The organism is Bacillus sp. HMA207, assembly GCF_003402455.1.
Classification (GTDB): Bacteria; Bacillota; Bacilli; order Bacillales; family Bacillaceae_G; genus Bacillus_A; species Bacillus_A cereus.
The window spans coordinates 3,528,646-3,552,318 of record NZ_BEZT01000001.1 but is presented as its reverse complement, the minus strand read 5'-3'; the positions used below and the strand labels follow the sequence as shown (position 1 = coordinate 3,552,318).

Genomic DNA, 23,673 nt, shown 5'->3' with positions numbered 1-23,673 from the left:
AAAAATAAAGCCACCTTATAATCTCAAAGACTTGGGAGATTATAAGGTGGTTTTTTACTTTATCCCGTAAACATCAGATTGGTGAAGGCTAATAATCAGTGGGCTACCCCACTGATTAAAGTTTCACTTTATGTCGCATCGATATGCAACTCTTCTCCATTTACTTTCGTAAAACGGAACATATTTTTATTTGACGTAGTGTGACGGACGAAATGGTGCTGCAGTGTACAGATCATTTCTTCGTTATCAAACAAAAGAATATTTACTCCTTCGCGTGACTCCTCTTGCGGTAAGAAAGATAAATAATTATGACAATACATGCAATCATATAAAGAGTAGTGAAGTGATTGCAATGATTCGGTTAATAATGTGAAGACAGAGTCAGGTAATTCCTCCAGCCATTCATTATAGCTAAGAAGTAACTTTTTTCGAATACGTATCATTTCACCATTTTGCAAATGGTGTTGCTCGTTGGCGATTTGTAATACATCTTGTTCATAGAAACGGGCTGGTAGCCAATTGTTATTATACAAAATTTCAAACCCATCTTCGGCAATATCTTCTAATAAAAACGCTTCATCATTTTCATCATCAAAGAATACCCACTCATTGTTTATATATTCTACATTACCGACTGTATGAGCACGGGGCTGATTATATAAAATATGTTTACGTTGTATCATACACGATTTCTCCTTTATGAAAAGTAGTTATTCCTGTTATAGACAGTTCGTGCGTTCTTTATAACTAGACACATCTAGACATAGGTGGGCATACAATAAAACACGTTTTACTGAGTGAGAATGCTATTCCATATGTGGATAGTAGGTTATCGTCAAGTTTTTCATTTTTTGATCCGCACTCTTAGGGTGGGGATTACTGCACGTTCAAGAAAAGAAATAAGATGGAAGGATGATTTATATGTGCGGGATTACAGGATGGGTGGATTATAAACGCTCATTAGAAGGAGAAAGAGATGTCGTTACGAAGATGGCTGAGACGTTAGCGAAACGGGGGCCGGATGATAATAAAGTTTGGATTAAAGGAAATGTCGCATTTGGGCATAAGCGGTTAATCGTTGTGGATCCTGAGGGCGGTAAACAGCCGATGACTTGTTTAAAAGATGAAACGAATTACGCCATTTGCTATAACGGTGAACTTTATAACACAGAAGACATTCGAAAGGAATTATTAAGAAGAGGATATACGTTCAAAGGTCATTCTGATACAGAAGTATTATTAGCTTCTTATATTGAATGGAAAGAAGAATGTGTCGATCATTTAAACGGTATATATGCGTTTGCAGTATGGGACGAACAGAAAGAGCAAGTATTTATTGCGAGAGATCGATTAGGTGTAAAGCCACTTTTTTATAAATATGATAGCGGACGCTTACTATTTGGTTCGGAGTTAAAAGCGATATTGTCGCATCCAGATGTGAAGGCGGAAGTAACGTTAGAAGGATTATCAGAAATATTCGGGCTCGGACCGTCAAGAACGCCTGGCCACGGTATTTATGCTGGTATAAAAGAATTGCGTCCAGGTCATGCGATGACATTTTCAAAGAACGGTTTATGCATATGGAGATATTGGAATGTAGAAAGTAAAAAACATGAAGACTCTTTTGAAGAAACAGTAGAGAAAACGCGCTTTTTATTACAAGATGCTATTACAAGACAGCTTGTTTCTGATGTACCACTATGTACTTTTTTATCGGGTGGTGTAGATTCGAGCGCTATTACAGCTATTGCAGCGAAAGAATATGAGAGATTGGGAAAAGGGCAATTACACACGTATTCTATTGATTACGAAGATAATGACAAATACTTTAAAGCGAATGCATTCCAGCCAAATTCAGATGCTCCGTTTATTAATTTAATGACTGAGACATTTCAAACAACCCATCATCGCTGCGTCATTTCGAATGAAAAATTAGCAGAGTATTTAACTGAAGCAGTACTCGTTCGTGATTTGCCTGGTATGGCAGATATCGATTCGTCATTATTATGGTTTTGCCGAGAAATTAAACAAGATTTTGTCGTTGGCTTATCTGGAGAATGTGCAGATGAAATATTTGGTGGATATCCGTGGTTTTATAGAGAAGATGATTTACAATCGAGTGCATTTCCGTGGATGCGTTCTACAGAGGCACGTGAACAACTTCTAAAAAAAGAATGGAGAAATAAATTAAATTTACAACAATATGTACAAAGGCGCTATGAAGAGTCGATTCAAGAAGTTCCTATTTTAGAGGGGGAAAGTCCGCTAGAAGCAAAAAGACGCCAATTATTTTATTTAAATATGGTATGGTTTATGACAACATTATTAGACAGAAAAGACCGCATGAGTATGGGAGCGAGCTTAGAAGTACGTGTTCCATTTGCAGATCATCGTCTTGTCGAATATGCGTGGAATATTCCTTGGGAAATGAAAATGTATAAAAACCGCGAAAAAGGTCTATTACGTAAAGCGTTAGAAGGTGTACTTCCACATGACATCTTATATAGAAAGAAGAGTCCTTATCCGAAAACGCACAATCCGCACTATACAAAAGCAGTAACAGTATGGCTTCAAAATCTATTAACGGATAAAGGTTCAATTTTACACGAACTGTTTGATAAAGAGCAGTTGAGCGGATTAATTCAGTCTGGCGGCAGTGCATTTCAAACACCATGGTTTGGTCAATTGATGACTGGGCCACAGCTTTTAGCTCATTTAGCACAAATTCACGTTTGGTTTAAAGAATATGGGGTAAATATTAAGGAATAAGGGAAAAGCGGCTTACAATTATGTAAGTCGCTTTTTATTAAAGAAATTTTCATATAAAATTCAAAATCACCTTATAAATAATATTTAATTAGAATTATTATTTTGACGTATTTATTATTACTTGTTATAATTGGAAACGAATGTTCTGAAAAGTATTCTCATTTATAAAATTGAGGTGTTATATATATGACAAAGAAAAAAATAGGTTTACTCGTAATGGCGTATGGAACACCAGAATCATTAGACGATGTAGAGGCATATTATACACATATCCGTCACGGGCGTACGCCATCAGAAGAAGCGCTTGAAGATTTAATTGGCCGCTATAAAGCGATTGGTGGAATTTCGCCGCTTGCAAAAATTACGAAAGAACAGGCGCATAAATTAACAGATTCAATGAATAACATATTTACAGAGTATCAATTTACTTGTTACTTAGGTTTAAAACATATTGCACCATTTATAGAAGATGCGGTAGAAGAAATGAAGCGTGATGGGATCGAGCAAGCGATTAGTATCGTATTAGCGCCACATTACTCTACATTTAGCATTAAAGCGTATAATGACCGTGCTATTCGTCTTTCAAAAGAAATCGGTGGTCCTGTTATTGAACCAATTGAACAATGGTACGATGAACCGAAGTTTATTTCGTATTGGGCAGACCAAATAAAAGAGACGTTTACTAATATTATAAATAAAGAGAAAGCAGTCGTAATTTTTTCAGCGCATAGTTTGCCAGAAAAAATTATTGCAGCAGGAGACCCTTATGTAGAACAACTAAAGCATACGGCAGATTTAATTGCAGAAGCTGCAAATATTCAAAACTATACAATCGGTTGGCAAAGTGCTGGGAATACTCCAGATCCGTGGATTGGTCCAGATGTGCAAGATTTAACGAAAGATTTATATGAAGAGCATGGGTACGAATCTTTCATATATTGCCCAGTTGGTTTTGTAGCGGAGCATTTAGAAGTTTTATATGACAACGATTATGAATGTAAAGTTGTAACTGATGAATTAAATGCCAAATATTTTAGACCAAATATGCCGAATGCACAATCAGCATTTATCGACTGTTTGGCTGAAATTGTTTCCAAAAAAGTGAAGGAAATAGTTGACAAAGATTTAGTTTTGAATAATAATTAATTTATAATAATTTTAAATAAATAATAATTACTACGAAATAAAGAGGAGGATCCCCCTAGATGAATCCAAATAATCGCTTAACAACAAACCAAGGTGCTCCAGTTGGAGACAACCAAAATTCTCGTACAGCTGGTCGTCGTGGACCAGTATTATTAGAAGACTATCATTTAGTAGAAAAACTTGCACACTTTGATCGTGAACGTATTCCAGAGCGCGTTGTGCATGCACGTGGTGCAGGTGCTCACGGTGTATTCGTAACGAAAAATAGTATGAAGCAATATACGAAAGCGGCATTTTTACAAAATGAAGGAACTGAAACGCCTGTATTTGTTCGTTTTTCAACGGTTATTCATGGTCAAGGTTCTCCTGAAACAGCACGTGACCCACGTGGGTTCGCTGTTAAATTTTATACAGAAGAAGGAAACTACGATATCGTAGGTAATCATTTACCAGTTTTCTTCATTCGTGATGCAATTAAATTCCCAGATATGGTACATTCCTTAAAACCAGCACCTGATACGAATATTCAAACGCCAGATCGTTATTGGGATTTCATGACGTTAAGTCCAGAATCTACACATATGATGACATGGGTATTTTCTGATTACGGTACACCAGCAAGCTATCGTGAAATGGAGGGTTTTGGCGTCCATTCATTTAAATGGATTAATGAAGAAGGTAAAATTGTTTATATAAAATACCACTGGAAACCACAGCAAGGTGTACGTAACCTAAATGCGAAAGAAGTGCAAGAAGTACAAGGGAAAGACTTCAATCATGCAACTCGTGACTTGTTCGATGCAATCGAAAAAGGAAATCACCCAAAATGGGATTTACACGTACAAGTTATGCAATTAGATGAAATGGACTCTTTAGACTTTGATCCACTAGATCCAACGAAAGTGTGGCCAGAAGATCGCTTCCCATTAATGGAAGTAGGGACAATGACGTTAAATCGTAATCCGAAAAACTTCTTTGCAGAAGTAGAACAAGTAGCGTTCTCTCCAAGTGCAACTGTAAATGGTATTGAGCCATCGGAAGATAAATTATTACAAGGTCGTTTATTCTCTTACCCAGATACACAACGTTATCGTCTTGGGGCAAATTACTTACAAATTCCTGTAAACTGCCCATACGCAGCTGTTCATAACCAACAACGTGATGGTGCGATGCAAGTAAATCAAAACCCATCTACAATCAACTACGAACCGAGCCGTCATGCTGAAAATCCAGTTGAAGACCCAGCTTACCGCGATTCAACTATGAAAGTAGAAGGCTATGTATCTCGTGAAAAAATTGAGAAACCAAATGACTTTAAACAAGCAGGTGAGCGTTACCGTTCATTCTCTAAAGAAGAGCAAGATAACTTAATTGCAAACTTAACAAATGACTTGAAAGACGTAAATGAACGCACAAAATTATTAGCTGTTTGTAACTTCTTCCGTGCAGATCAAGAATACGGTATGCGTTTAGCGCAGGCATTAAATGTTGATATTACGCAATATGTAGGAAATGCTCCGAAATAAATAGGAAAAGACGACCGGGCTTCGGTCGTCTTTTTTGTATAAAGTTATGTGGGGTATTTCGCATGTAAAACATGTCGGAATTTGTTGGTAAATCGATATGTTGTGTCGAACCGTTGATATATTGAAAGAAACAATCGATATATTTGAAAAATCGTTGATATATCCAAAAAACCGTTAATATATTTCCGGTTATACTAGGTGGGGTATGTTGCCCGGTACGCAAAAAAGAGATGCAATCTATCATCGATAGATTGCATCTCTTTTTTAGTTCACTCGCTCAGTATACTCATAAGCTTTCTCCCCATGCATCGAAATATCAAGTCCCATATGTTCCTCGTGCTCATCTACCCGGACAGGGAGGAAGAAGTTGATTGCTTTAATAATGGCATACGTCATTATAATTGTGAACGCATATGTTGCGCCGATCGCTACAAGTTGTTTCAACAGCAGCGAGGCGTTTCCGTAAAATAATCCGTTAGCGCCATCACCGTTTACGGCAGTAGTTGCAAATAATCCTGTCGCAATACCGCCCCAAGTTCCACCGATGCCGTGACATCCGAATGCATCGAGTGTATCGTCGTATCCGAATTTTGTTTTTAAGAAAAAGACCGCTCCGAAGCATAATACGCCGCCAATTGCTCCGATAAGAAGAGCTGAGAAAGGTGTAACGAACCCGCAAGCTGGTGTAATAGCGACTAGACCGGAAACGGCGCCACAAGCAGCTCCCATCGCAGTCGGTTTTGATTGGAAGAACCACTCTGAAAGTATCCAAGTTAATGCTGAGGCAGCAGCAGCTATATTTGTATTAATAAATGCAGTTAAAGCTACATCATTTAAAGATAATGCGCTTCCGACGTTAAAACCGAACCAGCCAAACCATAATAATCCTGCGCCTAACATTGTAAATGGCAAATGGTGAGGAGAAGAACCATTTATGTTTTTTCGTTTTCCAAGGAAAATAGCTAATACAAGACCAGCAACTCCGGAAGTGATGTGAACGACGTTTCCGCCAGCGAAGTCTAGTGCACCAAGTTCCCTTAGCCACCCGCCGACGCCCCATACCCAATGAGCGACAGGATTGTAAACAATCGTTGTCCATAGAAGGATAAAAATAAGAAAGGCAGAAAATCGCATTCTTTCAGCAAATGCACCTGAAATTAAAGCTGGAGTTAAAATGGCGAACATGAGTTGAAACATCATGAATAAATTGTGAGGAATAGTAGATGAGTAGTCTGGATTTGGTGCGTAGGTAACTCCGTTTAGACCGAACCAATCAAGTGTACCGATAAGCCCGTGCCAATCTGGTCCGAATGATAAAGAATAGCCGATAACAATCCATTGAATCGAAACGATAGCCATTGCACTATAACTATGCATCGTTGTACTGAGTACATTTTTGCTGCGAACCATACCTCCATAAAAAAGTGCCAATCCTGGTGTCATCAACATGACCATTACTGTCGTCACAAACATAAAAACTGTATCTCCCATATTCATGAGCTCTCCTCCTATAATGTTAGAAAAAATAACATCGTTTTGTTATGTTTCATATCATATTCGAAAAGGAACTAAAAATCAACTAAAAATTCAGAAAAATATATATATGATGTTAGAAAATATAACATAGATTATTTTGTGAGGATTGAAATCGACATATGCGTTTCTCTTGGATAATTGGTATAATATTCTTACAATTAAAAACTTGGGGGATGCGTGTGGGAAAAATACGGACTAGGAAACTATTCATTTGTTTTTGCTTAGCTTTTGTTTTGTTTGTACCAATACATACTTTTGCAGACGAAAAAAGAGAGTGGAAAGATGAAGTTATATACTCCATTATGATTGATCGCTTCAATAATGGAGAACCGAAAAATGACAAACAATTGGAAGTTGGTAATTTAGAAGGGTATCAAGGCGGGGATATAAGAGGAATTATAAAAAGGTTGGATTACATAAAAGAAATGGGTTTTACTACCGTTATGCTTTCGCCGCTTTTTGAAAGTGGAAAGTACGATGGATTAGACGTGCGAAATTTTAAAAAGGTAAATGAACATTTCGGGACAGAAAATGATGTGAAAGAACTTGTAAAAGAAGCTCATGCAAAAGGAATGAAAGTTGTATTTCAATTTCCGCTTGGAGAAAACGAACGACAGGTAATTGACGCAATGAAATGGTGGATAAAAGAAGTTGATTTAGACGGAAGTTATGTTATACATAGTGAAAAAAAGCCGCGTTCCTTTTGGGATAACGCGCAAAAAGATATGCAAGTGATAAAGAAAGATTTTCGTATTATGACAAAGGAGGATAGCGAATACAACGAAAAAATAGTAGAATCGTTTTCCGAAGCGGATGTATCGGTGAAATCGTTATACGATGTGAGTAAAAAAGAAGGGGACTTTGTTACGTTTTTAGATGATCAAGAAACAAAAAGATATGCGCGTATTGCAAAAGAAAATATGTATTATCCGCCATCACGTTTAAAGTTGGCGCTTACTTATTTGTTAACATCACCTGGGATTCCGAATTTTTATTACGGAACTGAAATTGCATTAGATGGAGGAAGTGTACCCGATAATAGACGATTAATGGATTTTAAGTCAGACGAAAAATTTATGCAGCACATAACAAAACTAGGTGAACTTAGGCAGGCGAGACCGTCTTTACGACGCGGTACGTTTGAGCTTCTGTATGATAAGAGCGGGATGAGTATACTAAAACGAAAATATAAAGATGAAGTAACTTTAGTAGCAATTAATAATACGAAAGAAACACAAAAAGTCTCCTTACCTGCAAGTGAAATTGGTGAAAAACAAGAGTTAAGAGGATTGTTGCAGGATGAAATTATAAGAGAGGAAAATGGAAAATTTTATCTCGTTTTAAAGCGTGAAGAATCAAACGTGTATAAAGTTAACGGAGAAACAGGTGTGAATTGGTTATTTATCTCCTTAATCGTTGGTGTGAATGTATTATTTATTGCGTTTTTAATTGCAGTTAAAAGGAAACGTAGATGAGATGAGAAGTTACTCACTCTATGTTCATGTCTTCTTATTGGATTTGTAAGTTTGTTCGGTGGGGCCAGGTTAGGGAGAAAGTCTTCTTCCTAGCCTGTTTTTGTGTCAATACGGATAGAGAAAGACCTTTGAAACAAACAATAATTGCAACTATATTAATTTTACATTACATTAAAAGTTAGAGAATACTCTTATACTAATATAGTACTAAATAGTAGGTGGGAAAATGGAATTTTACGATTTGGGTATTACCATTAAAGAGCTTAGAATTAAAAAAAATATATCACAATCCGAATTATGTCATGGAATATGTTCGCAAAGTCAAATTAGCAAAATAGAAAAAGGTATGATTTATCCATCTAGTATATTGTTATATCAATTATCAGAAAGACTTGGTATTGACCCAAATAATATATTTGCATTAACTCAAAACAAAAAGCTAAAATATGTAGAAAATGTAAAATGTGTAATAAAAGATTGCTTAAAGCAAAAACAATATAATGAACTTTATGAAATCGTGAAAAAAGAGAAAGATGAAAAGAATTTCCAGGCAAAAGAAGATAAACAATTTCTCCTATGGCATGAAGCTATTGCTATATTTGAGGTGAACAGATCCATAAAAACTGCTTTAAAGCTTTTAAATAATGCATTAAAACTAACTTTAACCAATGTTGATTTTTTATCAGAAAGAGAAATAGATATTATGCAGACAATGTCTATATTTTATGCGGAAAATAAAGAATATGATAAAAGTATTACTATATTAGGAAGATGTTTAACTAATTTTAATAAATTAGATTTTCCGAGAGATAAAGCGATTAAATTAAAAATCATTTTTAATTTAGCGAAATGTTTAGGTATGACCTATCAATATGAAGAAGCGGTAAAATACATTGATAAGGGCATCAAATTAGCTATTAATCTAAATACTCTATACTTATTAGGTGAACTTTACTATTTAAAAGGATGGAATTTATTAAGATTTAAACAACAGAATGAAGAAGATATTGCAAATAACATGAAAAAAGCATTATTTATATTTGAACTAACAGAAAAAGAAAATCTGATAAAAATGGTTAAAGAAAAATATTTTGAAAACCAAACTGAAAAAAGTCACTTATAATTCATTTGGAAATCACTTGAAATATAATAAAACCTACAGGGAAAATCTCTGTAGGTTTTATACTTATAAACTTGTTTCTAAAATATTAGTGCTTAATATAAATTTTTGAATAAGAGTTTACTTGGTGTACTTTTTATTTTGAAGTCTGCATCTTTATTAACAATTTATGCTTCTTTTTAATCACATCCAAATATTGTTAATATTGAGATGATTCAAGTCGGAGGAAGGCACTTTGAGGTGTCTTTTTTTTATGACCTTTATCATTAACTATTTAATGTTTTTTTAAATGATTACATGACATATTTTTTTTGTACCAAGCTTTGTTGATACAGTTAGACTTATCCGTTAGTGTATTCGTATTATTAGAACATCCTACAGTATTTAGGGAGAATGTGGCCAATAAAAACCATAATATTAATTTCTTCAAATAACCACTTCTAACTCTTTTTTAATTAACATTTTTTAAGTTCCTTATTAATTTTACATTATATTAAAGGTTGGGAAATATTCTTATACTCATAAATTGTTACGTTTCGACGAGGAGAGGAATTATGAGTTATAGCAATTTTTAAGATGACTTTGGCCTAGGATGTAATTGCTAAGAAAAGTAATTCAAATCGAAGGGAAAACGTCTTAAGGTGTCTTTTCCTTATTTTCAATTTACTTAGCGATTTTTACCGCACATACCCTTTTTTCTATGGTTTGTTCTTGTAATATTGTCTCTACAAGACAAAAAGAAAACTCCTCTAATTAAGAGGAGTTTTCTTTTTAGCGGTAGTTAATGAACTGTACGTCGATTGGTAAATCAGCGCTACGAACAGCTGCGATTACTGCTTGTAAGTCATCACGGCTTTTCGCTGTAACACGTACTTGATCATCTTGTACTTGTGTTTTTACTTTTAATTTCATTTCTTTAATGATGTTGTTAATTTTTTTCGCGTTATCTTTATCGATACCTTGTTGAAGTGTTGCGCGTTGGCGAACAGTGTTGCCAGTTGCAGCTTCAACTTTTCCGTAATCTAAGTTCTTAATTGGAACGTTACGTTTTACAAGTTTAGAGATAAGAACGTCTTTTACTTGCTCTAATTTAAACTCGTCATCAGAAGTTAAAACAAGTACTTCTTTTTCTAATTTAATATCACTTTTACTTCCTTTAAAGTCATATCGGTTTTGGATTTCTTTTAATGCGATATTAATTGCGTTTGTTACTTCAGGTAATTCTACTTTCGAAACGATGTCAAAAGAACTATCTTTTGCCATAGTTAGCACCTCCAAATAAATTTCTAATCTTTTTATGTACTGTACATACTAAAGTATAGCTGAAAACGAGTCTAGACTTAAGTGTTTTCGTACTTATATTCATGTAACCTCATTTTATTATAGTGAATTTTGGGCAGTTGGACAAATATAGGAAAAATCATGTTATAATTAACTTTTGTTTGGAATGATAAAAAAGATAATTTTATATATATAGAAGGGAATTAAAAAATATGTATTTGCAAATAGGATCGATTGAACAGGTAACTGTTTTACGCGAAACGGAAATCGGATATATGGTTGGGAATGAAGAAGAAGAAATTTTCCTACATAAAAACGAAGTGGCTGGAGAAATTGAAGAAGGCGATACGATTGATGTATTCTTATACCTTGATCACCAAAATCGTATTTCAGCAACAATGAAGGAACCAATTATTACAACTTATGATTGGAACTGGGTAAAGGTTGTAGAAGTTATTCCTAGTTTAGGTGTGTTTGTTGATATTGGTGTGTCAAAAGATATACTAATTCCAGCTGATGAGTTCCCGATTTATATGCCGGTATGGCCAGAAGTAGGCGACGAATTATATTGTACGTTAAAATTAACGAATCGTGATCGTTTAATTGCTCTTCCGGCAAGAGACAGTGATATGCAAGAAATTATCGTAGATGCAACGCCATCTATGCGTAATAAAAACGTAAACGGACGTGTATATCGTTCACTTCAAGTTGGTTCATTCATACTAACGGATGAGCATTTCCGTGCTTTCCTACACCATACAGAAAGAAAAGAACAAGTCCGCATCGGTCAGCGTGTAACGGGCCGTATTATTGACGTCAAAGATGACGGTACAATTAACATTTCACTTCTTCCTCGTAAAGAAGAAGGAATGGAAGATGATGCTGCAGTAATTTATGCATATATGGAAGAACGAGGCGGAGCAATGCCGTTTTGGGATAAGAGCCATCCAGAAGATATTAAAGAACGCTTTAACATGAGTAAAGCTGCATTTAAGCGCGCACTTGGTAAGTTGATGAAAGAAGAAAAGGTTTACCAAGAAGAAGGTTGGACTTACTTTAAGAAATAAGATGAAAGATTAAAAAGCACACCCTTATCTAAAAAGATAAGGGTGTGCTTTTTTTAATTTCCTTGCGGAGAAACAAGAGTAAATGTATCTTTCAAATCACTATCATTTATTTTAATATTTGCCTTTTTTAATTCCTCTTGTAACAATTTTTTGCTGAATACAGGATCAGCAGTACGTTCTTCCTCTAAGTTTTTGCGAATAGAGTTTTTTACTTCATCGTAAGGTTTTAAATCTTTTTTATCAGTTAATTTAATAACGTGATAACCGTTTGATGATTTTACGGGGTTGCTAATTTGTCCAACATTTAGTTTGTAGGCAGCCGTTTCGAATTCAGGAGCCATTGTACCTGAATTGAAGTATCCAAGGTCTCCGCCTTTATCTTTTGATAGTAGATCTTGTGATTCTTGTTTTGCTAATTCTTCAAATGAAGCACCAGCATCTAGTTTACTCTTTATTTCTTTCGCTTCATTTTCGTCACTTACTAAAATGTGACTCGCTTTAATTTCTGGCTTATAGTGGTCTTTTACGTCTTTCTCTGTAATGCTTTTCTTAATCGCTTCATTCATAGCAAGTTTGAACTTAATTTGATTTTTAAAATCCTCTTCATCTTTTAAACCATTATTTTCTAATACTTTTTTGAATTGATCTCCATATTGTTTTTTTACTTTTTCTACTTCTTTATTTACCTCTTCATCAGGTACTTTATATTTTTTTGTGATGACGTCTTGTGCCATCATTTCGTATAGCATGTCTTTTCCGTAACGATCTTTCAATTGTTTTTCGAAGTTATCCTTTGTAATGGTCGAGTCTGTTGCTGTAGCGACTGTAGCTGAGCCATTTTTTTGTTCGCAAGCAGATAGCATCAATATACTTATTAGTGCAGTAATAATGAAAATATGTTTCCCTCTCATGCCAACACCTCATCCGAATATGTTATCGCTATTGTAGAATATAGAAGTGAACATGAAGTGAATTTTTAATGTTTTTTTCCTTTAAAATGTAAAAAAGTACATCAACATAATTGTTGATGTACGATGGAATCAAAGGTGATCGGTCTTTTTAGAGTATGCACGTTTACCTTGCTGAATATTTTTTTGCTCTTGCTCATTTTTTTGTGTGCGTTTTGCGTTATTATCGCGTGCTTTTTTGTCGTTATCACTCGTATGTGGCATATGTATCAACTCCATTTCTAAACGTTGTACGTTTATCATTTCCTTTTTCGTAAAGACTATGTATAGCGGTGCATTTATGAAGGGTAAAGGTGGATTCGAAATGGATTTGAAGTTGAATTATACTGAACTTATAAAGAAGTTAATCGTTGTAATCATCGCAGGTTTATTAAACGCGATTGGGATGAATTTATTTTTAACGCCAGCAAAAGTGTATGCGAGCGGCTTTGCTGGATTGTCTCAATTATTATCACAAATATTAGGTGATTTTTTATCGATTCACATATCTACGGGAGTATTGTTTAGCTTATTTAATATTCCTGTCGTTATTTTAGCGTGGAAAAAGGTTGGAAAGGCCTTCACCTTTTTCAGTTTTCTTTGTGTTATATTTATGACTTTGTTTCTAGAGATCATCCCTGTTAGAGCGGTTTCGAATGATATCATATTAAATGCGATTTTTGGCGGGATTATTTCGGCAATTGGAGTAGGGATTGCTTTAAAGTGGGGTGCTTCTACAGGTGGATTAGATATTATCGCCATGATTTTATCAAAAATAAAAGATAAGCCTGTCGGTACATACTTTTTCTTTTTTAATGCAATTATCATTATCGCTGCTGGCTATGTATATGGATGGGAAAAAGCGTTGTATACGCTAGTGACTTTATATGTATCAACGAGAATTATTGATGCAATTCATACTCGTCATGTAAAGATTACAGCATTAATTGTTACGAAGAATGGGGCAGACGTAAGAAAGGCGATTCACTCGCGATTAGTAAGAGGGATTACAACGATACCAGCAACAGGTGCTTATACGAATGAAAATAAAGAAATGTTAATGATGGTTATTACCCGTTACGAGTTATACGAATTAGAGAGGATTATTAAACAAGTGGACCCAGGTGCATTTACAAATATACTGCAAACAGTTGGGGTGTTCGGATTGTTTCGGAAAGATTAAAGAGGACCAAAGTTGGTCCTCTTTTTTAATGTAAATTCGTGATGTTTTGCAATTGCTCTTGCATTTCACGGAGCTGAACTTTTTCAGCAGTTGAAGAGTTTGCGTAAGCGGATTGCAAAGCATTTTTTGCTCTATACACGAGATCTTGTTGCTCAGTACCGCTTGAACAAGATACGGCATTTTCAACAGCATCTCTAGCCTGTTGGAATAGTAAGTTCCCCATTTAAACCCCTCCAAAAGAAGAGTTACTTCTTGCTTTTTCTGCCTCAGCTAATGTACCTCTGTACGGGAATCTTGCATCATGCTTCATAACAGCATCGGCTCCTTGTTGGATAAAACGTTTTGATTTGTTCTTTTTACCCATTCGAAAAACCCCCTTTATTTAGCTGAAAACAATCGACGCAATGTCTCATGCGTCTACTTATAGTATGGACATTTGGCAGGAAACTATAAGTAGGAAATTTTTAGATTACAACCCAAGAACCTCTTCTAAATATAAAGCAATACCATCTTCTTCGTTCGTTAACGTCGTATGGTTTGCGAGTGATTTTAATTCAGGGATGGCATTTCCCATTGCGATGCCGTGACCAGCAAATTCAATCATTTCAAAATCATTATCTTCATCACCGAAAGCGATAATTCGCTCTTGTGGAATGTTGTAATGACTAGAAATTTTTTGTAATCCAACTGCTTTATTTAATCCGCTTTTCACAATTTCAATAATCGGCCAAGGTGCGCCCCATTTTCTATGGTCGATTACTTCCGCATGCATATCGGTTAAATGTTGACGAATTGCAGTAGAATGCTCGTCATGGGCGTCAATTAATAAGCAAGTTGGATGATCGTTTAAAATATTTAATAAGTCTCCCGTAAAAATCTTAGGAGAGCCGAATTCGAAAATATGTTTTTTATCTTCATCAATTTCACGAACATACACATCGTCCATTACTTCCGCGTATATATTTTTTACGCCAAAATCAAAGCAAGCTCGGACAATTTCTTGCGCTGTTGCTAGCTCAAGAGGAGAGTGATGTGTTCCCCAGTTTGAATCAAGAGGATGATGTACGTAAGCGCCGTTAAAGTTTACGATAGGTGTGTTAAGATCAAGTTCTTTATAGTAATCATAACTAGCACGGAATGGACGTCCTGTTGAAATAACGACAATATGTCCCTGTTCCTTTGCTTTTGCAATTGTATGTTTCGTTCGAGTGGAAATTATTTTGTTGTCTGTTAATAAAGTGCCGTCTAAGTCTAATGCGATTAAATGTTGTTTGTTCATAATTTCACCTCTTATAATAATTTTTTTGTATCTATCTGTATTTCCGTTTTTAATATGCAGAAATAAGAGGTTAGACTCGGTGAAATCACCATAGATGGAAATTTCACTATATATCCATCTTACGTCTCAAAGTGCTGTGGTGTCTACTATTTATCGTTGGAAATTAAGAAAAGTCAACATCTTTTTAGAAAGTTCAAACAATGTTTCTTTCATTATGTACAAATTGTGAAAAGGGTTACATTGCTCGTGTGATGAGGCATATAATGAACATGTAATCTTCTCGTATATGTTTGACTCTCCTTTGAAACTAGCCTAGAGTAGGTTGGTTTCTTTTTTTTCTACAAGTAGGAAAGAAATCCCTGCTTACGCTTGTGTCATTCATATATATGTACAAGAATGAGATGTAGTACTGTTTCCTAAACATGACAGAAAAGCTTTCTTTTAAAATGGATATACTAATGAGGCAAGACGTCATGGAAGGAGAATGAAGATGGGACAAAATCGCAGGTTTCGTTCTGGACAAAAAGCGCCGAATGATGGCATTTACGTAGAAATTGGTGAAACGGGAAGTATGGTGAAAGATCCGCAAATGGTGAAATTAACTGCCGGTGAAAAGTTTCCGGATAACACGAATCATAACCGCCAGTGGACATATAAAAGAAAACCGTAACAGAAGCCGCAATCATTATTGCGGCTTTTTTGTCGTTACACATTGTAATTTCATTTACCGTATTTTTTAGCGGTATAATGAATGCTCTCTTTTTCTTTTTCAAATAATAAGTTTGAAAATACATAGGCAAAATTATTGTATAAAAAAGTCAGTTGGCGTATAATCAAATCAAAGGTCAAAGAAAGTCAAACTTTTGGAGGGCTGTAAAGATGGACTTAAATCAAATGACAACAAAAACACAAGAGGCGATTATGAGTGCCCAATCTTTAGCGGTATCTCATCATCACCAAGAGGTGGATACTATTCATCTATTATTTGCATTATTAGAAGAGCAAGATGGGTTAGCGGTACGTATATTTCAAAAAATGAATGTTGATATAGAAGCATTAAAGCAAGGTGCTGAAAGTTTAATTAAAAAGAAACCTTCTGTAACGGGGAGCGGTGCAGAAGTTGGAAAATTGTATGTAACGAGCGCTCTGCAACAACTGCTTGTAAGAGCAGGGAAAGAAGCAGAAAAACTGCAGGATGATTACATTTCAGTAGAACATGTATTGCTTGCTTTTTCTGAAGAAAAAGGCGATATAAATCAATTATTTACAAGATTGCATATTACGAAAGATAACTTATTACAGTCTTTAATGACAGTTCGGGGGAATCAAAGAGTGACGAGTCAAAATCCAGAAGCAACTTATGAAGCGTTAGAAAAATATGGTCGTGATTTAGTGGCGGAAGTGAGAGCAGGGAAAATTGATCCTGTAATCGGCCGTGATAGTGAAATACGACGTGTAATCCGTATTCTTTCACGTAAAACGAAAAACAATCCGGTTTTAATTGGGGAGCCAGGTGTTGGTAAAACAGCAATCGTTGAAGGGCTAGCCCAGCGTATTGTGAAAAAGGATGTACCTGAAGGATTGAAAGATAGAACGATTTTTGCGTTAGATATGAGTGCACTCGTAGCTGGTGCGAAATTCCGTGGTGAGTTCGAAGAGCGTCTGCAAGCTGTATTAAATGAAATTAAAAAGAGTGAAGGACGCATTTTATTATTCATTGATGAACTTCATACAATAGTTGGAGCTGGTAAAACAGAAGGAGCCATGGATGCAGGAAATATGTTAAAACCGATGCTTGCACGTGGTGAACTGCATTGTATTGGAGCCACAACACTAGATGAATATCGCAAATATATTGAGAAAGATCCAGCGCTAGAAAGACGTTTCCAACAAGTATTAGCAGAAGAGCCAACTGTTGAAGATACGATTTCCATTTTACGTGGATTAAAAGAACGCTTTGAAATTTATCACGGTGTAAATATTCATGACCGTGCGATTGTAGCAGCATCTGTTTTATCAGATCGATATATTTCAGATCGCTTCTTACCAGATAAAGCAATTGATCTTGTTGACGAAGCGTGTGCAACAATTCGTACAGAAATTGATTCTATGCCAACAGAATTAGATGAAGTAACGCGCCGCATTATGCAGCTGGAAATTGAAGAAGCGGCTCTTGGGAAAGAAACGGATCGTGGTAGCCAAGAGCGTCTAAAAACATTGCAACGTGAATTATCGGATTTAAAAGAAGTTGCCAGTGGCATGAGAGCGAAATGGGAGAAAGAAAAAGAAGACATTCACAAAGTTCGTGACTTACGTGAGCATTTAGAACGTTTGCGTCGTGAATTAGAAGAAGCAGAAGGCAATTACGATTTAAATAAAGCAGCCGAACTTCGTCACGGGAAAATTCCCGCAATTGAAAAAGAGTTAAAAGAAGCGGAAGAAATGGGCGCGCATAATAAACAAGAAAATCGTTTATTACGTGAGGAAGTAAGTGAAGAAGAAATTGCAGATATTGTTTCACGCTGGACTGGTATTCCTGTTGCGAAACTCGTGGAAGGTGAACGCGAGAAATTATTACGCTTAGAGCAAATCTTATCAGAGCGTGTCATCGGACAAGAGGAAGCAGTAAGCTTAGTGTCAGACGCGGTTCTTCGTGCTCGGGCTGGTATTAAAGATCCGAACCGCCCGATTGGTTCTTTCATCTTCTTAGGGCCAACAGGTGTTGGTAAAACAGAACTTGCAAAAACGTTAGCCCAGTCTTTATTCGATAGTGAAGAGCAAATGATTCGCATTGACATGTCTGAGTATATGGAAAAACACGCCGTGTCTCGCTTAATTGGTGCACCTCCTGGATATGTAGGATATGAAGAAGGCGGTCAATTAACAGAAGCGGTAAGACGTAAACCATATTCCGTTGTTTTATTAGATGAAATTGAAAAAGCACATCCAGAAGTATTCAACATTTTATTACAAATGTTAGATGATGGACGCATTACAGATTCGCAAGGTCGTACAGTGGACTTTAAAAATACAGTTATTATTATGACTTCAAATATTGGATCTGCTCATTTACTAGATGGATTAGAAGAAGATGGTTCGATTAAAGAGGAATCAAGAGACCTTGTAATGGGGCAATTAAGAGGACATTTCCGCCCTGAATTTTTAAACCGTGTGGATGAAATTATTTTATTCAAACCTCTTACAACGAATGAAATTAAAGGCATTGTTGATAAAATTGTAAAAGAACTACAAGGTCGTCTAGCTGACCGTCACATTACAGTAGAATTAACAGATGCAGCAAAAGAATTTGTTGTGGAAGCCGGTTTCGACCCAATGTACGGAGCTCGTCCATTAAAACGATACGTACAGCGTCAAGTGGAAACGAAATTAGCACGAGAATTAATTGCAGGAACAATTACTGATAATAGTCACGTAGTTGTTGATGTAGAAAATAACGAATTAGTCGTTCATGTGAAATAAAAATAAAAAAGAGTTCGGATAAAATCCGGACTCTTTTTTTAGTGTTGTTCTACTGGCTCGTTTGGAATTGCAGCTGAAATTGCTAGTACTAACACAGCAAGAACAACTGAGAAAATAGACGCTTGGTTAAAGTCGTATGTACCGCCAGTCATAGAGCCGATTACATAGCTCATCATATGTACAAGTAAGAACGACCAAATTAATGCCCAAATGAAACGCATATTTTACACCTCTATTCGTTCAATCTGTCCTTATTGTAACACAATTGAAAAAAGAATATAGAAAAATATTTGTAGATTTTTCAACGCAAATTTGCATTCCGTTCATACATTATAAAAGAGTACTTTTATATGTTTAGAAAATAAGGCGGGGGAAAAATGAGTATTACGGAACGTTTTTTTTACTTAGAAAAAGAACCATGTGTCATTTATTTACCGGAGAAGCCAAATGGATTTTCTGTTATGCTCCTCGGTGATTATAACTACTTTATTGAGAATGGTACAAGTTTATGGACACAACATGCGGGTAAATCTTATTTTTTACATGGTCTTATTGAACAAGGCTACACGGTCTTTTCCTCTAATTTATACGGAAGACATTGGGGAAACGATCAATCTGTTCGTCTGGCAAAACGTTTATATGATGTTGTTTTGAGAAAAGAGACGTTAAATGCGAAAATGCACATTATGGCAGATGGTATGGGAGCGCTTGTAGCACTTGAAATGATGAACAAATATCCTGAATGTATTCGTTCTGTTGTTATGCTAAATCCGTGTTTAGATTTACCGGAATATGTAAGTTTTGAGAAAGAGCATAAATTTTTTTACAAGAGACTCGTGAAGGAATTAAGTTTGGCGTATGATGCCAAAGAAGAAGAATTAGAATCAAAAATAAATAAGAAATCATTTACGCTTCTTCCATCTTGTGTACCTGTTAAAATTTTCGTATCAACACAAGAAAAAAGAGGAAGAAAACAGCAGTTGCGTAGATATGAGAAAATGAGGCAACTAAATCAATGTGATACTTCTGTCTTGTTCCATCTGCAAGATGTGAAATATAAAATGGTTAGGCAAACGACTGATTTCTTTAAAAAATATGAAGAAGAATTATGAAGCTCCCATATACATAAATGAGGAGCTATTTGTTTCAGAGGGAAAGGGTTGGTGGTATGGAACGCGTGCTGATAATAGGTGCACTTACGTTTGTAGGTTATCACCTTGTAAATAAAATGATTGCAGAAGAAGTGGAAGTCTATGGTCTTGATTTTGATGAATTCGATAGTATGACGAAAATTAATGAAGAGAAGTTATTATTAATTGGGCGAAATGCGTTATTTACGTATTATTCGATAAGAGATGAAGATGGATGGAGATCGGTTGAGGAAGAGAGATTCGATACTGTTTATTTTTGCTTATATGAGCCAAATCAGCAAAGTGGATTTCGGAATGAAAGAGTCATATTACAATATTTAAAGCGAATTATAAGAATGTGTGAAGAACAAAAAGTGAAGTTAAATTTAATTTCTTCTATTGAAGTAGGCAGTACAGATGAATCCGAAAATAAGCGCCTATTTTTGAAAGTAGAAGAAGGATTGAAAAAAGGGAATTTACAATATAGTGTATTTCGAGTTCCAACATTATATGGACCGTGGCAACCGTCCTTTATGATGTTTCATCAGCTTATTTTATCAGAATTAGGTGAAAAAGAGTGCCGTTGTACGATTGAGGAAAAGGGGAATGATTTACTTTACGTTGAAGATGTATGTGAATACTTATGGGAAAATGGAACGAACGGGGCGCAGCTTGGTATATACAATTTACTTAGTGGTAAACAGTCATTATGGGAAAAAGGTATGAATCTTTTACGCGCGGATGATAAAGTAAATAAAAATAATAACGAAGTAAGAGATGAGGCTATCGAGGTAATTTCAATAAAAAGAAATACTCCGTTAGAATACGGTTTAAATAAACAACTGGCACACATGAAAAAATATAAAGAGTTATACGAAGGGTAGTACGCGTGTTACACTATTGTATGTGAAAGTTTTAATGGAGAGGAAGAGCATAATATGAACGAAAAAAGCATGCAGTTTTTACAAATCGCAATGAAGCATTTACCGGAAGCAAAGGCAATTTTAGATGATAATGGAATTGCACTTGATATGGAGAAGGCACAGCCGGTGTTAGAGTTGTTAATGAAAGTTATGAACGAGGCCTATGAGCTCGGGAAAGCAGATAAAGAATAAAAAGAATAAAAAGAATAAAAAGCATCTTCTTAAGATGGAAGAGAGGCTCGAACCGTGAATAGAAGCGGTCAGGGCCTTTTTTATTCTCGCCTGGGAGAAAACCAGAGATATGAAGAGGATAAAGGAAAAGTAGTGAGGAGAACTCTCTAGTTTAGAAGGAAAGCAGATCAAGAATAAAAAGCATCTTCTTAAGATGGAAGAGAGGCTCGAACCGTGAATAGAAGCGGTTTGAGCCTTTTTATATTTAAGAGGTATGTTTCTGTTTCTTTTAATGAAAAATAACGTGAATAATGCGTTAGCTTTCTGTTTTATGCGAAATATATTCTAGACAAAAATACATTTATGTTTTAAAATTAGTACCAAGTCATAATAATTGATATAAAACGGAGGGCTGCGATGTGAACGTGGGCATTTTAGGGATCGGAAGATATGTGCCAGAAAAAGTAGTCACAAATCACGATTTAGAGAAAATAATGGAAACATCCGATGAATGGATTCGTACGAGAACGGGAATTGCAGAAAGACGCATTGCCGATGATACAATAGATACTTCATATATGGCCGTAGAGGCTTCTAAAAAAGCACTTGAAGATGCAGGAATTAGCGGAGAGGATATCGATCTTATTTTAGTAGCAACAGTAACACCAGATCGTGCTTTTCCAGCAGTTGCTTGTGTAATTCAAGAAGCAATAGGAGCGAAACATGCAGCTGCAATGGATTTAAGTGCAGCATGTGCCGGTTTTATGTACGGAATGATTACAGCGCAGCAATTTATTCAAACAGGAACGTATAAAAATGTATTAGTAGTTGGTAGTGATAAACTATCTAAAATTGTAGACTGGAACGATCGAAATACAGCAGTACTATTTGGAGACGGAGCCGGTGCTATCGTAATGGGAGCTGTTTCAGAAGGTAAAGGTGTTCTATCTTTTGAATTAGGAGCAGACGGAAGTGGCGGCAAGCACCTTTATCAAGACGAGTATGTTATGATGAATGGCAGAGAAGTGTTTAAATTTGCCGTTCGTCAACTTGGTGATTCTTGTCTTCGCGTTTTAGATAAAGCTGGTCTTACGAAAGAAGATGTGGATTTCTTAGTACCGCATCAAGCAAACATTCGTATTATGGAATCTGCAAGAGAGAGGTTAAATTTACCACAAGAAAAAATGAGTATGACGATTGAGAAGTTCGGTAATACATCAGCTTCTTCAATTCCGATTGCAATGGTAGAGGAATTGCAAAACGGACGTATTCAAGACGGTGATTTAATTATACTTGTTGGTTTTGGCGGCGGATTAACATGGGGAGCAGTTGCTCTTCGTTGGGGTAAATAAGGACTGAGAGAAAAAAAGGAGTGTATTTTGTATGGAAAAAAAGAGGGTCGTAATTACAGGACTAGGAGCTGTTACACCGGTCGGAACAGATGTTGAAACAGCGTGGGAAAACATTAAAAAGGGTGTATCTGGAATCGGGCGACTTACAAGAATTGATCCAGAACTATTTCCAGCAAAAGTAGCAGCGGAAATTAACGACTTTGAAGTCGAGAAATATATTGATAAAAAAGAAGCGCGCCGTATGGATCGCTTTACACAATATGCAGTAGCAGCAGCGAAAATGGCAGTTGCAGATGCAAAGCTTGAAATTACAGAAGAAAACGGACCTCGAATTGGTGTATGGATTGGATCTGGTATTGGCGGTATGGAAACATACGAAGAACAATTTAAGATTTTTACTGAGAAAGGCCCACGCCGCGTGAGCCCATTCTTCGTGCCGATGATGATTCCAGATATGGCAGCAGGTCAAGTATCAATCGCAACAGGAGCAAAAGGAATTAACACTTGTTCTGTAACGGCTTGTGCATCTGGTGCAAACTCAATTGGTGATGCATTTAAAGCAATTCAGCGTGGTGATGCTGATGCAATGATTACAGGCGGAGCAGAAGCGCCGCTAACAAGTATGGCATTCGCAGGATTTAGCTCAGCGAAAGCATTAACATTTAATGAAGACCCAGCAACGGCTTGCCGTCCATTTGATAAAAACCGTAGCGGTTTCGTAATGGGTGAAGGTTCAGGTATTCTAATTCTTGAAGAATTAGAGCACGCATTAGCACGTGGTGCTCACATTTACGCGGAAATTGCTGGTTATGGTGCAACTGGAGATGCATTCCATATTACAATGCCTGCTCCTGGTGGGGAAGGCGGAGTGCGCGCAATGCGTCAAGCTTTAGCTGATGCAGGCCTACAGCCAGAAGATATTGATTACATTAATGCGCACGGTACAAGTACGGATGCGAATGAAAAATATGAAACGATGGCAATTAAAGAAACTTTCGGCGAGCACGCGTATAAAGTAGCAATTAGCTCAACGAAATCAATGACAGGTCACTTATTAGGAGCAGCTGGTGCTGTTGAAGCGATTTTCTCTATTAAATCAATTACAGACGGAGTAATTCCTCCAACAATTAACTATGAGACACCAGATCCAGAATGTGACTTAGATTACGTACCAAATCAAGCGAGACACCAAGAAGTAAATGCAGTATTAAGTAACTCATTAGGATTTGGTGGTCATAACGCAGTGTTAGTATTTAAATCGTATAAATAATCGATAAAATAAGGAGTT

At 36.1% G+C, this 23,673-nt stretch carries 23 protein-coding genes; 14 read left to right on the top strand and 9 right to left on the bottom strand.

All coding sequences use genetic code 11. The annotated features are described in order from the left end of the window. Nucleotides 1–128: 128 nt before the first annotated feature. Entirely contained in the window at nt 129–683 is a 555-nt protein-coding gene (locus HMAS_RS18345; RefSeq protein WP_000616046.1) for a DUF2777 domain-containing protein, read from the bottom strand. A gap of 238 nt (nt 684–921) precedes the next feature. Between HMAS_RS18345 and asnB the strand changes: the two genes are divergently transcribed. The 3 genes from asnB (at nt 922) to katB (ending at nt 5,441) form a co-directional block, all read left to right on the top strand. Next, nucleotides 922–2,769, top strand: coding sequence for an asparagine synthase (glutamine-hydrolyzing) (gene asnB, locus HMAS_RS18340; protein ID WP_000333997.1), 1,848 nt, complete (start codon nt 922–924; stop codon nt 2,767–2,769). Between the two features lie 186 nt (nt 2,770–2,955). After that, entirely contained in the window at nt 2,956–3,915 is a 960-nt protein-coding gene (gene hemH, locus HMAS_RS18335; protein ID WP_000162629.1) for a ferrochelatase, read from the top strand. A gap of 59 nt (nt 3,916–3,974) precedes the next feature. After that, on the top strand, nt 3,975–5,441 hold the full coding sequence (katB, locus tag HMAS_RS18330; RefSeq protein ID WP_001069179.1) for a catalase KatB: 1,467 nt from the start codon (nt 3,975–3,977) through the stop codon (nt 5,439–5,441). 264 nt (nt 5,442–5,705) lie between these two features. On the opposite strand, the gene HMAS_RS18325 is transcribed toward katB, so the two are convergent. After that, nucleotides 5,706–6,938, bottom strand: coding sequence for an ammonium transporter (locus HMAS_RS18325; protein ID WP_046392459.1), 1,233 nt, complete (start codon nt 6,936–6,938; stop codon nt 5,706–5,708). A 158-nt stretch (nt 6,939–7,096) separates the two neighbouring features. On the opposite strand from HMAS_RS18325, the gene HMAS_RS18320 reads away from it, so the two are divergent. Both HMAS_RS18320 and HMAS_RS18315 read left to right on the top strand, forming a co-directional pair. Continuing rightward, the gene (locus HMAS_RS18320; protein WP_050595097.1) at nt 7,097–8,452 is read left to right on the top strand and encodes an alpha-amylase family glycosyl hydrolase; all 1,356 of its coding nucleotides are present in this window, start codon (nt 7,097–7,099) and stop codon (nt 8,450–8,452) included. A gap of 226 nt (nt 8,453–8,678) precedes the next feature. After that, nucleotides 8,679–9,575, top strand: coding sequence for a helix-turn-helix domain-containing protein (locus HMAS_RS18315; protein ID WP_000397876.1), 897 nt, complete (start codon nt 8,679–8,681; stop codon nt 9,573–9,575). 768 nt (nt 9,576–10,343) lie between these two features. On the opposite strand, the gene HMAS_RS18305 is transcribed toward HMAS_RS18315, so the two are convergent. Further along, on the bottom strand, nt 10,344–10,835 hold the full coding sequence (locus HMAS_RS18305; protein ID WP_001040149.1) for a YajQ family cyclic di-GMP-binding protein: 492 nt from the start codon (nt 10,833–10,835) through the stop codon (nt 10,344–10,346). Between the two features lie 230 nt (nt 10,836–11,065). On the opposite strand from HMAS_RS18305, the gene HMAS_RS18300 reads away from it, so the two are divergent. Beyond that, entirely contained in the window at nt 11,066–11,920 is an 855-nt protein-coding gene (locus HMAS_RS18300; protein WP_000281260.1) for a CvfB family protein, read from the top strand. 53 nt (nt 11,921–11,973) lie between these two features. Here the strand turns inward: HMAS_RS18300 and prsA are convergent, their stop codons facing one another. Further along, a complete protein-coding gene (gene prsA / locus HMAS_RS18295; protein ID WP_001214202.1) occupies nt 11,974–12,831 on the bottom strand; it encodes a peptidylprolyl isomerase PrsA in 858 nt (285 codons plus the stop codon). Nucleotides 12,832–12,960: 129 nt separating this feature from the next. Beyond that, complete coding sequence (locus HMAS_RS18290) at nt 12,961–13,092, bottom strand: DUF3941 domain-containing protein (RefSeq protein WP_001120851.1); 132 nt, start codon at nt 13,090–13,092, stop codon at nt 12,961–12,963. A gap of 100 nt (nt 13,093–13,192) precedes the next feature. Between HMAS_RS18290 and HMAS_RS18285 the strand changes: the two genes are divergently transcribed. Beyond that, on the top strand, nt 13,193–14,050 hold the full coding sequence (locus HMAS_RS18285) for a YitT family protein (RefSeq protein ID WP_000364431.1): 858 nt from the start codon (nt 13,193–13,195) through the stop codon (nt 14,048–14,050). A gap of 25 nt (nt 14,051–14,075) precedes the next feature. On the opposite strand, the gene HMAS_RS18280 is transcribed toward HMAS_RS18285, so the two are convergent. From HMAS_RS18280 to HMAS_RS18270, 3 genes are all read right to left on the bottom strand, one after another. Then, nucleotides 14,076–14,273, bottom strand: coding sequence for a DUF3813 domain-containing protein (locus HMAS_RS18280; RefSeq protein WP_000527407.1), 198 nt, complete (start codon nt 14,271–14,273; stop codon nt 14,076–14,078). Beyond that, the gene (locus HMAS_RS18275; protein ID WP_000516816.1) at nt 14,274–14,414 is read right to left on the bottom strand and encodes a hypothetical protein; all 141 of its coding nucleotides are present in this window, start codon (nt 14,412–14,414) and stop codon (nt 14,274–14,276) included. 105 nt (nt 14,415–14,519) lie between these two features. Continuing rightward, on the bottom strand, nt 14,520–15,329 hold the full coding sequence (locus tag HMAS_RS18270) for a Cof-type HAD-IIB family hydrolase (protein WP_001041232.1): 810 nt from the start codon (nt 15,327–15,329) through the stop codon (nt 14,520–14,522). A gap of 490 nt (nt 15,330–15,819) precedes the next feature. On the opposite strand from HMAS_RS18270, the gene HMAS_RS18265 reads away from it, so the two are divergent. Together HMAS_RS18265 and clpB are read left to right on the top strand one after the other, a co-directional pair. Next, on the top strand, nt 15,820–15,999 hold the full coding sequence (locus tag HMAS_RS18265; RefSeq protein ID WP_000531421.1) for a YjzC family protein: 180 nt from the start codon (nt 15,820–15,822) through the stop codon (nt 15,997–15,999). A gap of 209 nt (nt 16,000–16,208) precedes the next feature. After that, nucleotides 16,209–18,809: an ATP-dependent chaperone ClpB gene (gene clpB, locus HMAS_RS18260; RefSeq protein WP_016122101.1), complete on the top strand. Its 2,601-nt coding sequence runs from the start codon at nt 16,209–16,211 to the stop codon at nt 18,807–18,809. A gap of 38 nt (nt 18,810–18,847) precedes the next feature. Here clpB and HMAS_RS18255 read toward each other — a convergent pair whose 3' ends face one another. Beyond that, entirely contained in the window at nt 18,848–19,030 is a 183-nt protein-coding gene (locus HMAS_RS18255; RefSeq protein ID WP_001211116.1) for a YjzD family protein, read from the bottom strand. 156 nt (nt 19,031–19,186) lie between these two features. Here HMAS_RS18255 and HMAS_RS18250 point away from each other — a divergent pair, with 156 nt between their 5' ends. The 5 genes from HMAS_RS18250 to fabF all read left to right on the top strand — a co-directional run bounded on the left by HMAS_RS18250 (nt 19,187) and on the right by fabF (nt 23,655). Further along, a complete protein-coding gene (locus HMAS_RS18250; RefSeq protein WP_000028691.1) occupies nt 19,187–19,921 on the top strand; it encodes a hydrolase in 735 nt (244 codons plus the stop codon). A 29-nt stretch (nt 19,922–19,950) separates the two neighbouring features. Next, nucleotides 19,951–20,823, top strand: a complete 873-nt coding sequence (locus HMAS_RS18245; protein WP_006921015.1) for an NAD-dependent epimerase/dehydratase family protein — start codon at nt 19,951–19,953, stop codon at nt 20,821–20,823. Between the two features lie 54 nt (nt 20,824–20,877). Continuing rightward, complete coding sequence (locus HMAS_RS18240) at nt 20,878–21,054, top strand: ComZ family protein (protein ID WP_001986215.1); 177 nt, start codon at nt 20,878–20,880, stop codon at nt 21,052–21,054. Nucleotides 21,055–21,452: 398 nt separating this feature from the next. Next, nucleotides 21,453–22,385, top strand: coding sequence for a beta-ketoacyl-ACP synthase III (fabH, locus tag HMAS_RS18235; protein ID WP_001100545.1), 933 nt, complete (start codon nt 21,453–21,455; stop codon nt 22,383–22,385). A 31-nt stretch (nt 22,386–22,416) separates the two neighbouring features. Next, the gene (gene fabF / locus HMAS_RS18230) at nt 22,417–23,655 is read left to right on the top strand and encodes a beta-ketoacyl-ACP synthase II (protein WP_000412656.1); all 1,239 of its coding nucleotides are present in this window, start codon (nt 22,417–22,419) and stop codon (nt 23,653–23,655) included. Nucleotides 23,656–23,673: the final 18 nt, after the last annotated feature.

Bases quoted from the DNA above. Each gene is read 5' to 3' on its own strand.
- HMAS_RS18325 (WP_046392459.1), bottom strand. From the start codon at position 6,938: ATGAATATGGGAGATACAGTTTTTATGTTTGTGACGACAGTAATGGTC.
- clpB (WP_016122101.1), top strand. From the start codon at position 16,209: ATGGACTTAAATCAAATGACAACAAAAACACAAGAGGCGATTATGAGT.
- HMAS_RS18285 (WP_000364431.1), top strand. From the start codon at position 13,193: ATGGATTTGAAGTTGAATTATACTGAACTTATAAAGAAGTTAATCGTT.
- HMAS_RS18270 (WP_001041232.1), bottom strand. From the start codon at position 15,329: ATGAACAAACAACATTTAATCGCATTAGACTTAGACGGCACTTTATTA.
- HMAS_RS18290 (WP_001120851.1), bottom strand. From the start codon at position 13,092: ATGCCACATACGAGTGATAACGACAAAAAAGCACGCGATAATAACGCA.
- katB (WP_001069179.1), top strand. From the start codon at position 3,975: ATGAATCCAAATAATCGCTTAACAACAAACCAAGGTGCTCCAGTTGGA.
- asnB (WP_000333997.1), top strand. From the start codon at position 922: ATGTGCGGGATTACAGGATGGGTGGATTATAAACGCTCATTAGAAGGA.
- HMAS_RS18275 (WP_000516816.1), bottom strand. From the start codon at position 14,414: ATGGGTAAAAAGAACAAATCAAAACGTTTTATCCAACAAGGAGCCGAT.
- hemH (WP_000162629.1), top strand. From the start codon at position 2,956: ATGACAAAGAAAAAAATAGGTTTACTCGTAATGGCGTATGGAACACCA.
- HMAS_RS18345 (WP_000616046.1), bottom strand. From the start codon at position 683: ATGATACAACGTAAACATATTTTATATAATCAGCCCCGTGCTCATACA.
- HMAS_RS18250 (WP_000028691.1), top strand. From the start codon at position 19,187: ATGAGTATTACGGAACGTTTTTTTTACTTAGAAAAAGAACCATGTGTC.
- HMAS_RS18255 (WP_001211116.1), bottom strand. From the start codon at position 19,030: ATGCGTTTCATTTGGGCATTAATTTGGTCGTTCTTACTTGTACATATG.
- HMAS_RS18240 (WP_001986215.1), top strand. From the start codon at position 20,878: ATGAACGAAAAAAGCATGCAGTTTTTACAAATCGCAATGAAGCATTTA.
- HMAS_RS18300 (WP_000281260.1), top strand. From the start codon at position 11,066: ATGTATTTGCAAATAGGATCGATTGAACAGGTAACTGTTTTACGCGAA.
- HMAS_RS18265 (WP_000531421.1), top strand. From the start codon at position 15,820: ATGGGACAAAATCGCAGGTTTCGTTCTGGACAAAAAGCGCCGAATGAT.
- HMAS_RS18320 (WP_050595097.1), top strand. From the start codon at position 7,097: ATGCGTTTCTCTTGGATAATTGGTATAATATTCTTACAATTAAAAACT.
- HMAS_RS18305 (WP_001040149.1), bottom strand. From the start codon at position 10,835: ATGGCAAAAGATAGTTCTTTTGACATCGTTTCGAAAGTAGAATTACCT.
- prsA (WP_001214202.1), bottom strand. From the start codon at position 12,831: ATGAGAGGGAAACATATTTTCATTATTACTGCACTAATAAGTATATTG.
- HMAS_RS18315 (WP_000397876.1), top strand. From the start codon at position 8,679: ATGGAATTTTACGATTTGGGTATTACCATTAAAGAGCTTAGAATTAAA.
- HMAS_RS18280 (WP_000527407.1), bottom strand. From the start codon at position 14,273: ATGGGGAACTTACTATTCCAACAGGCTAGAGATGCTGTTGAAAATGCC.
- fabF (WP_000412656.1), top strand. From the start codon at position 22,417: ATGGAAAAAAAGAGGGTCGTAATTACAGGACTAGGAGCTGTTACACCG.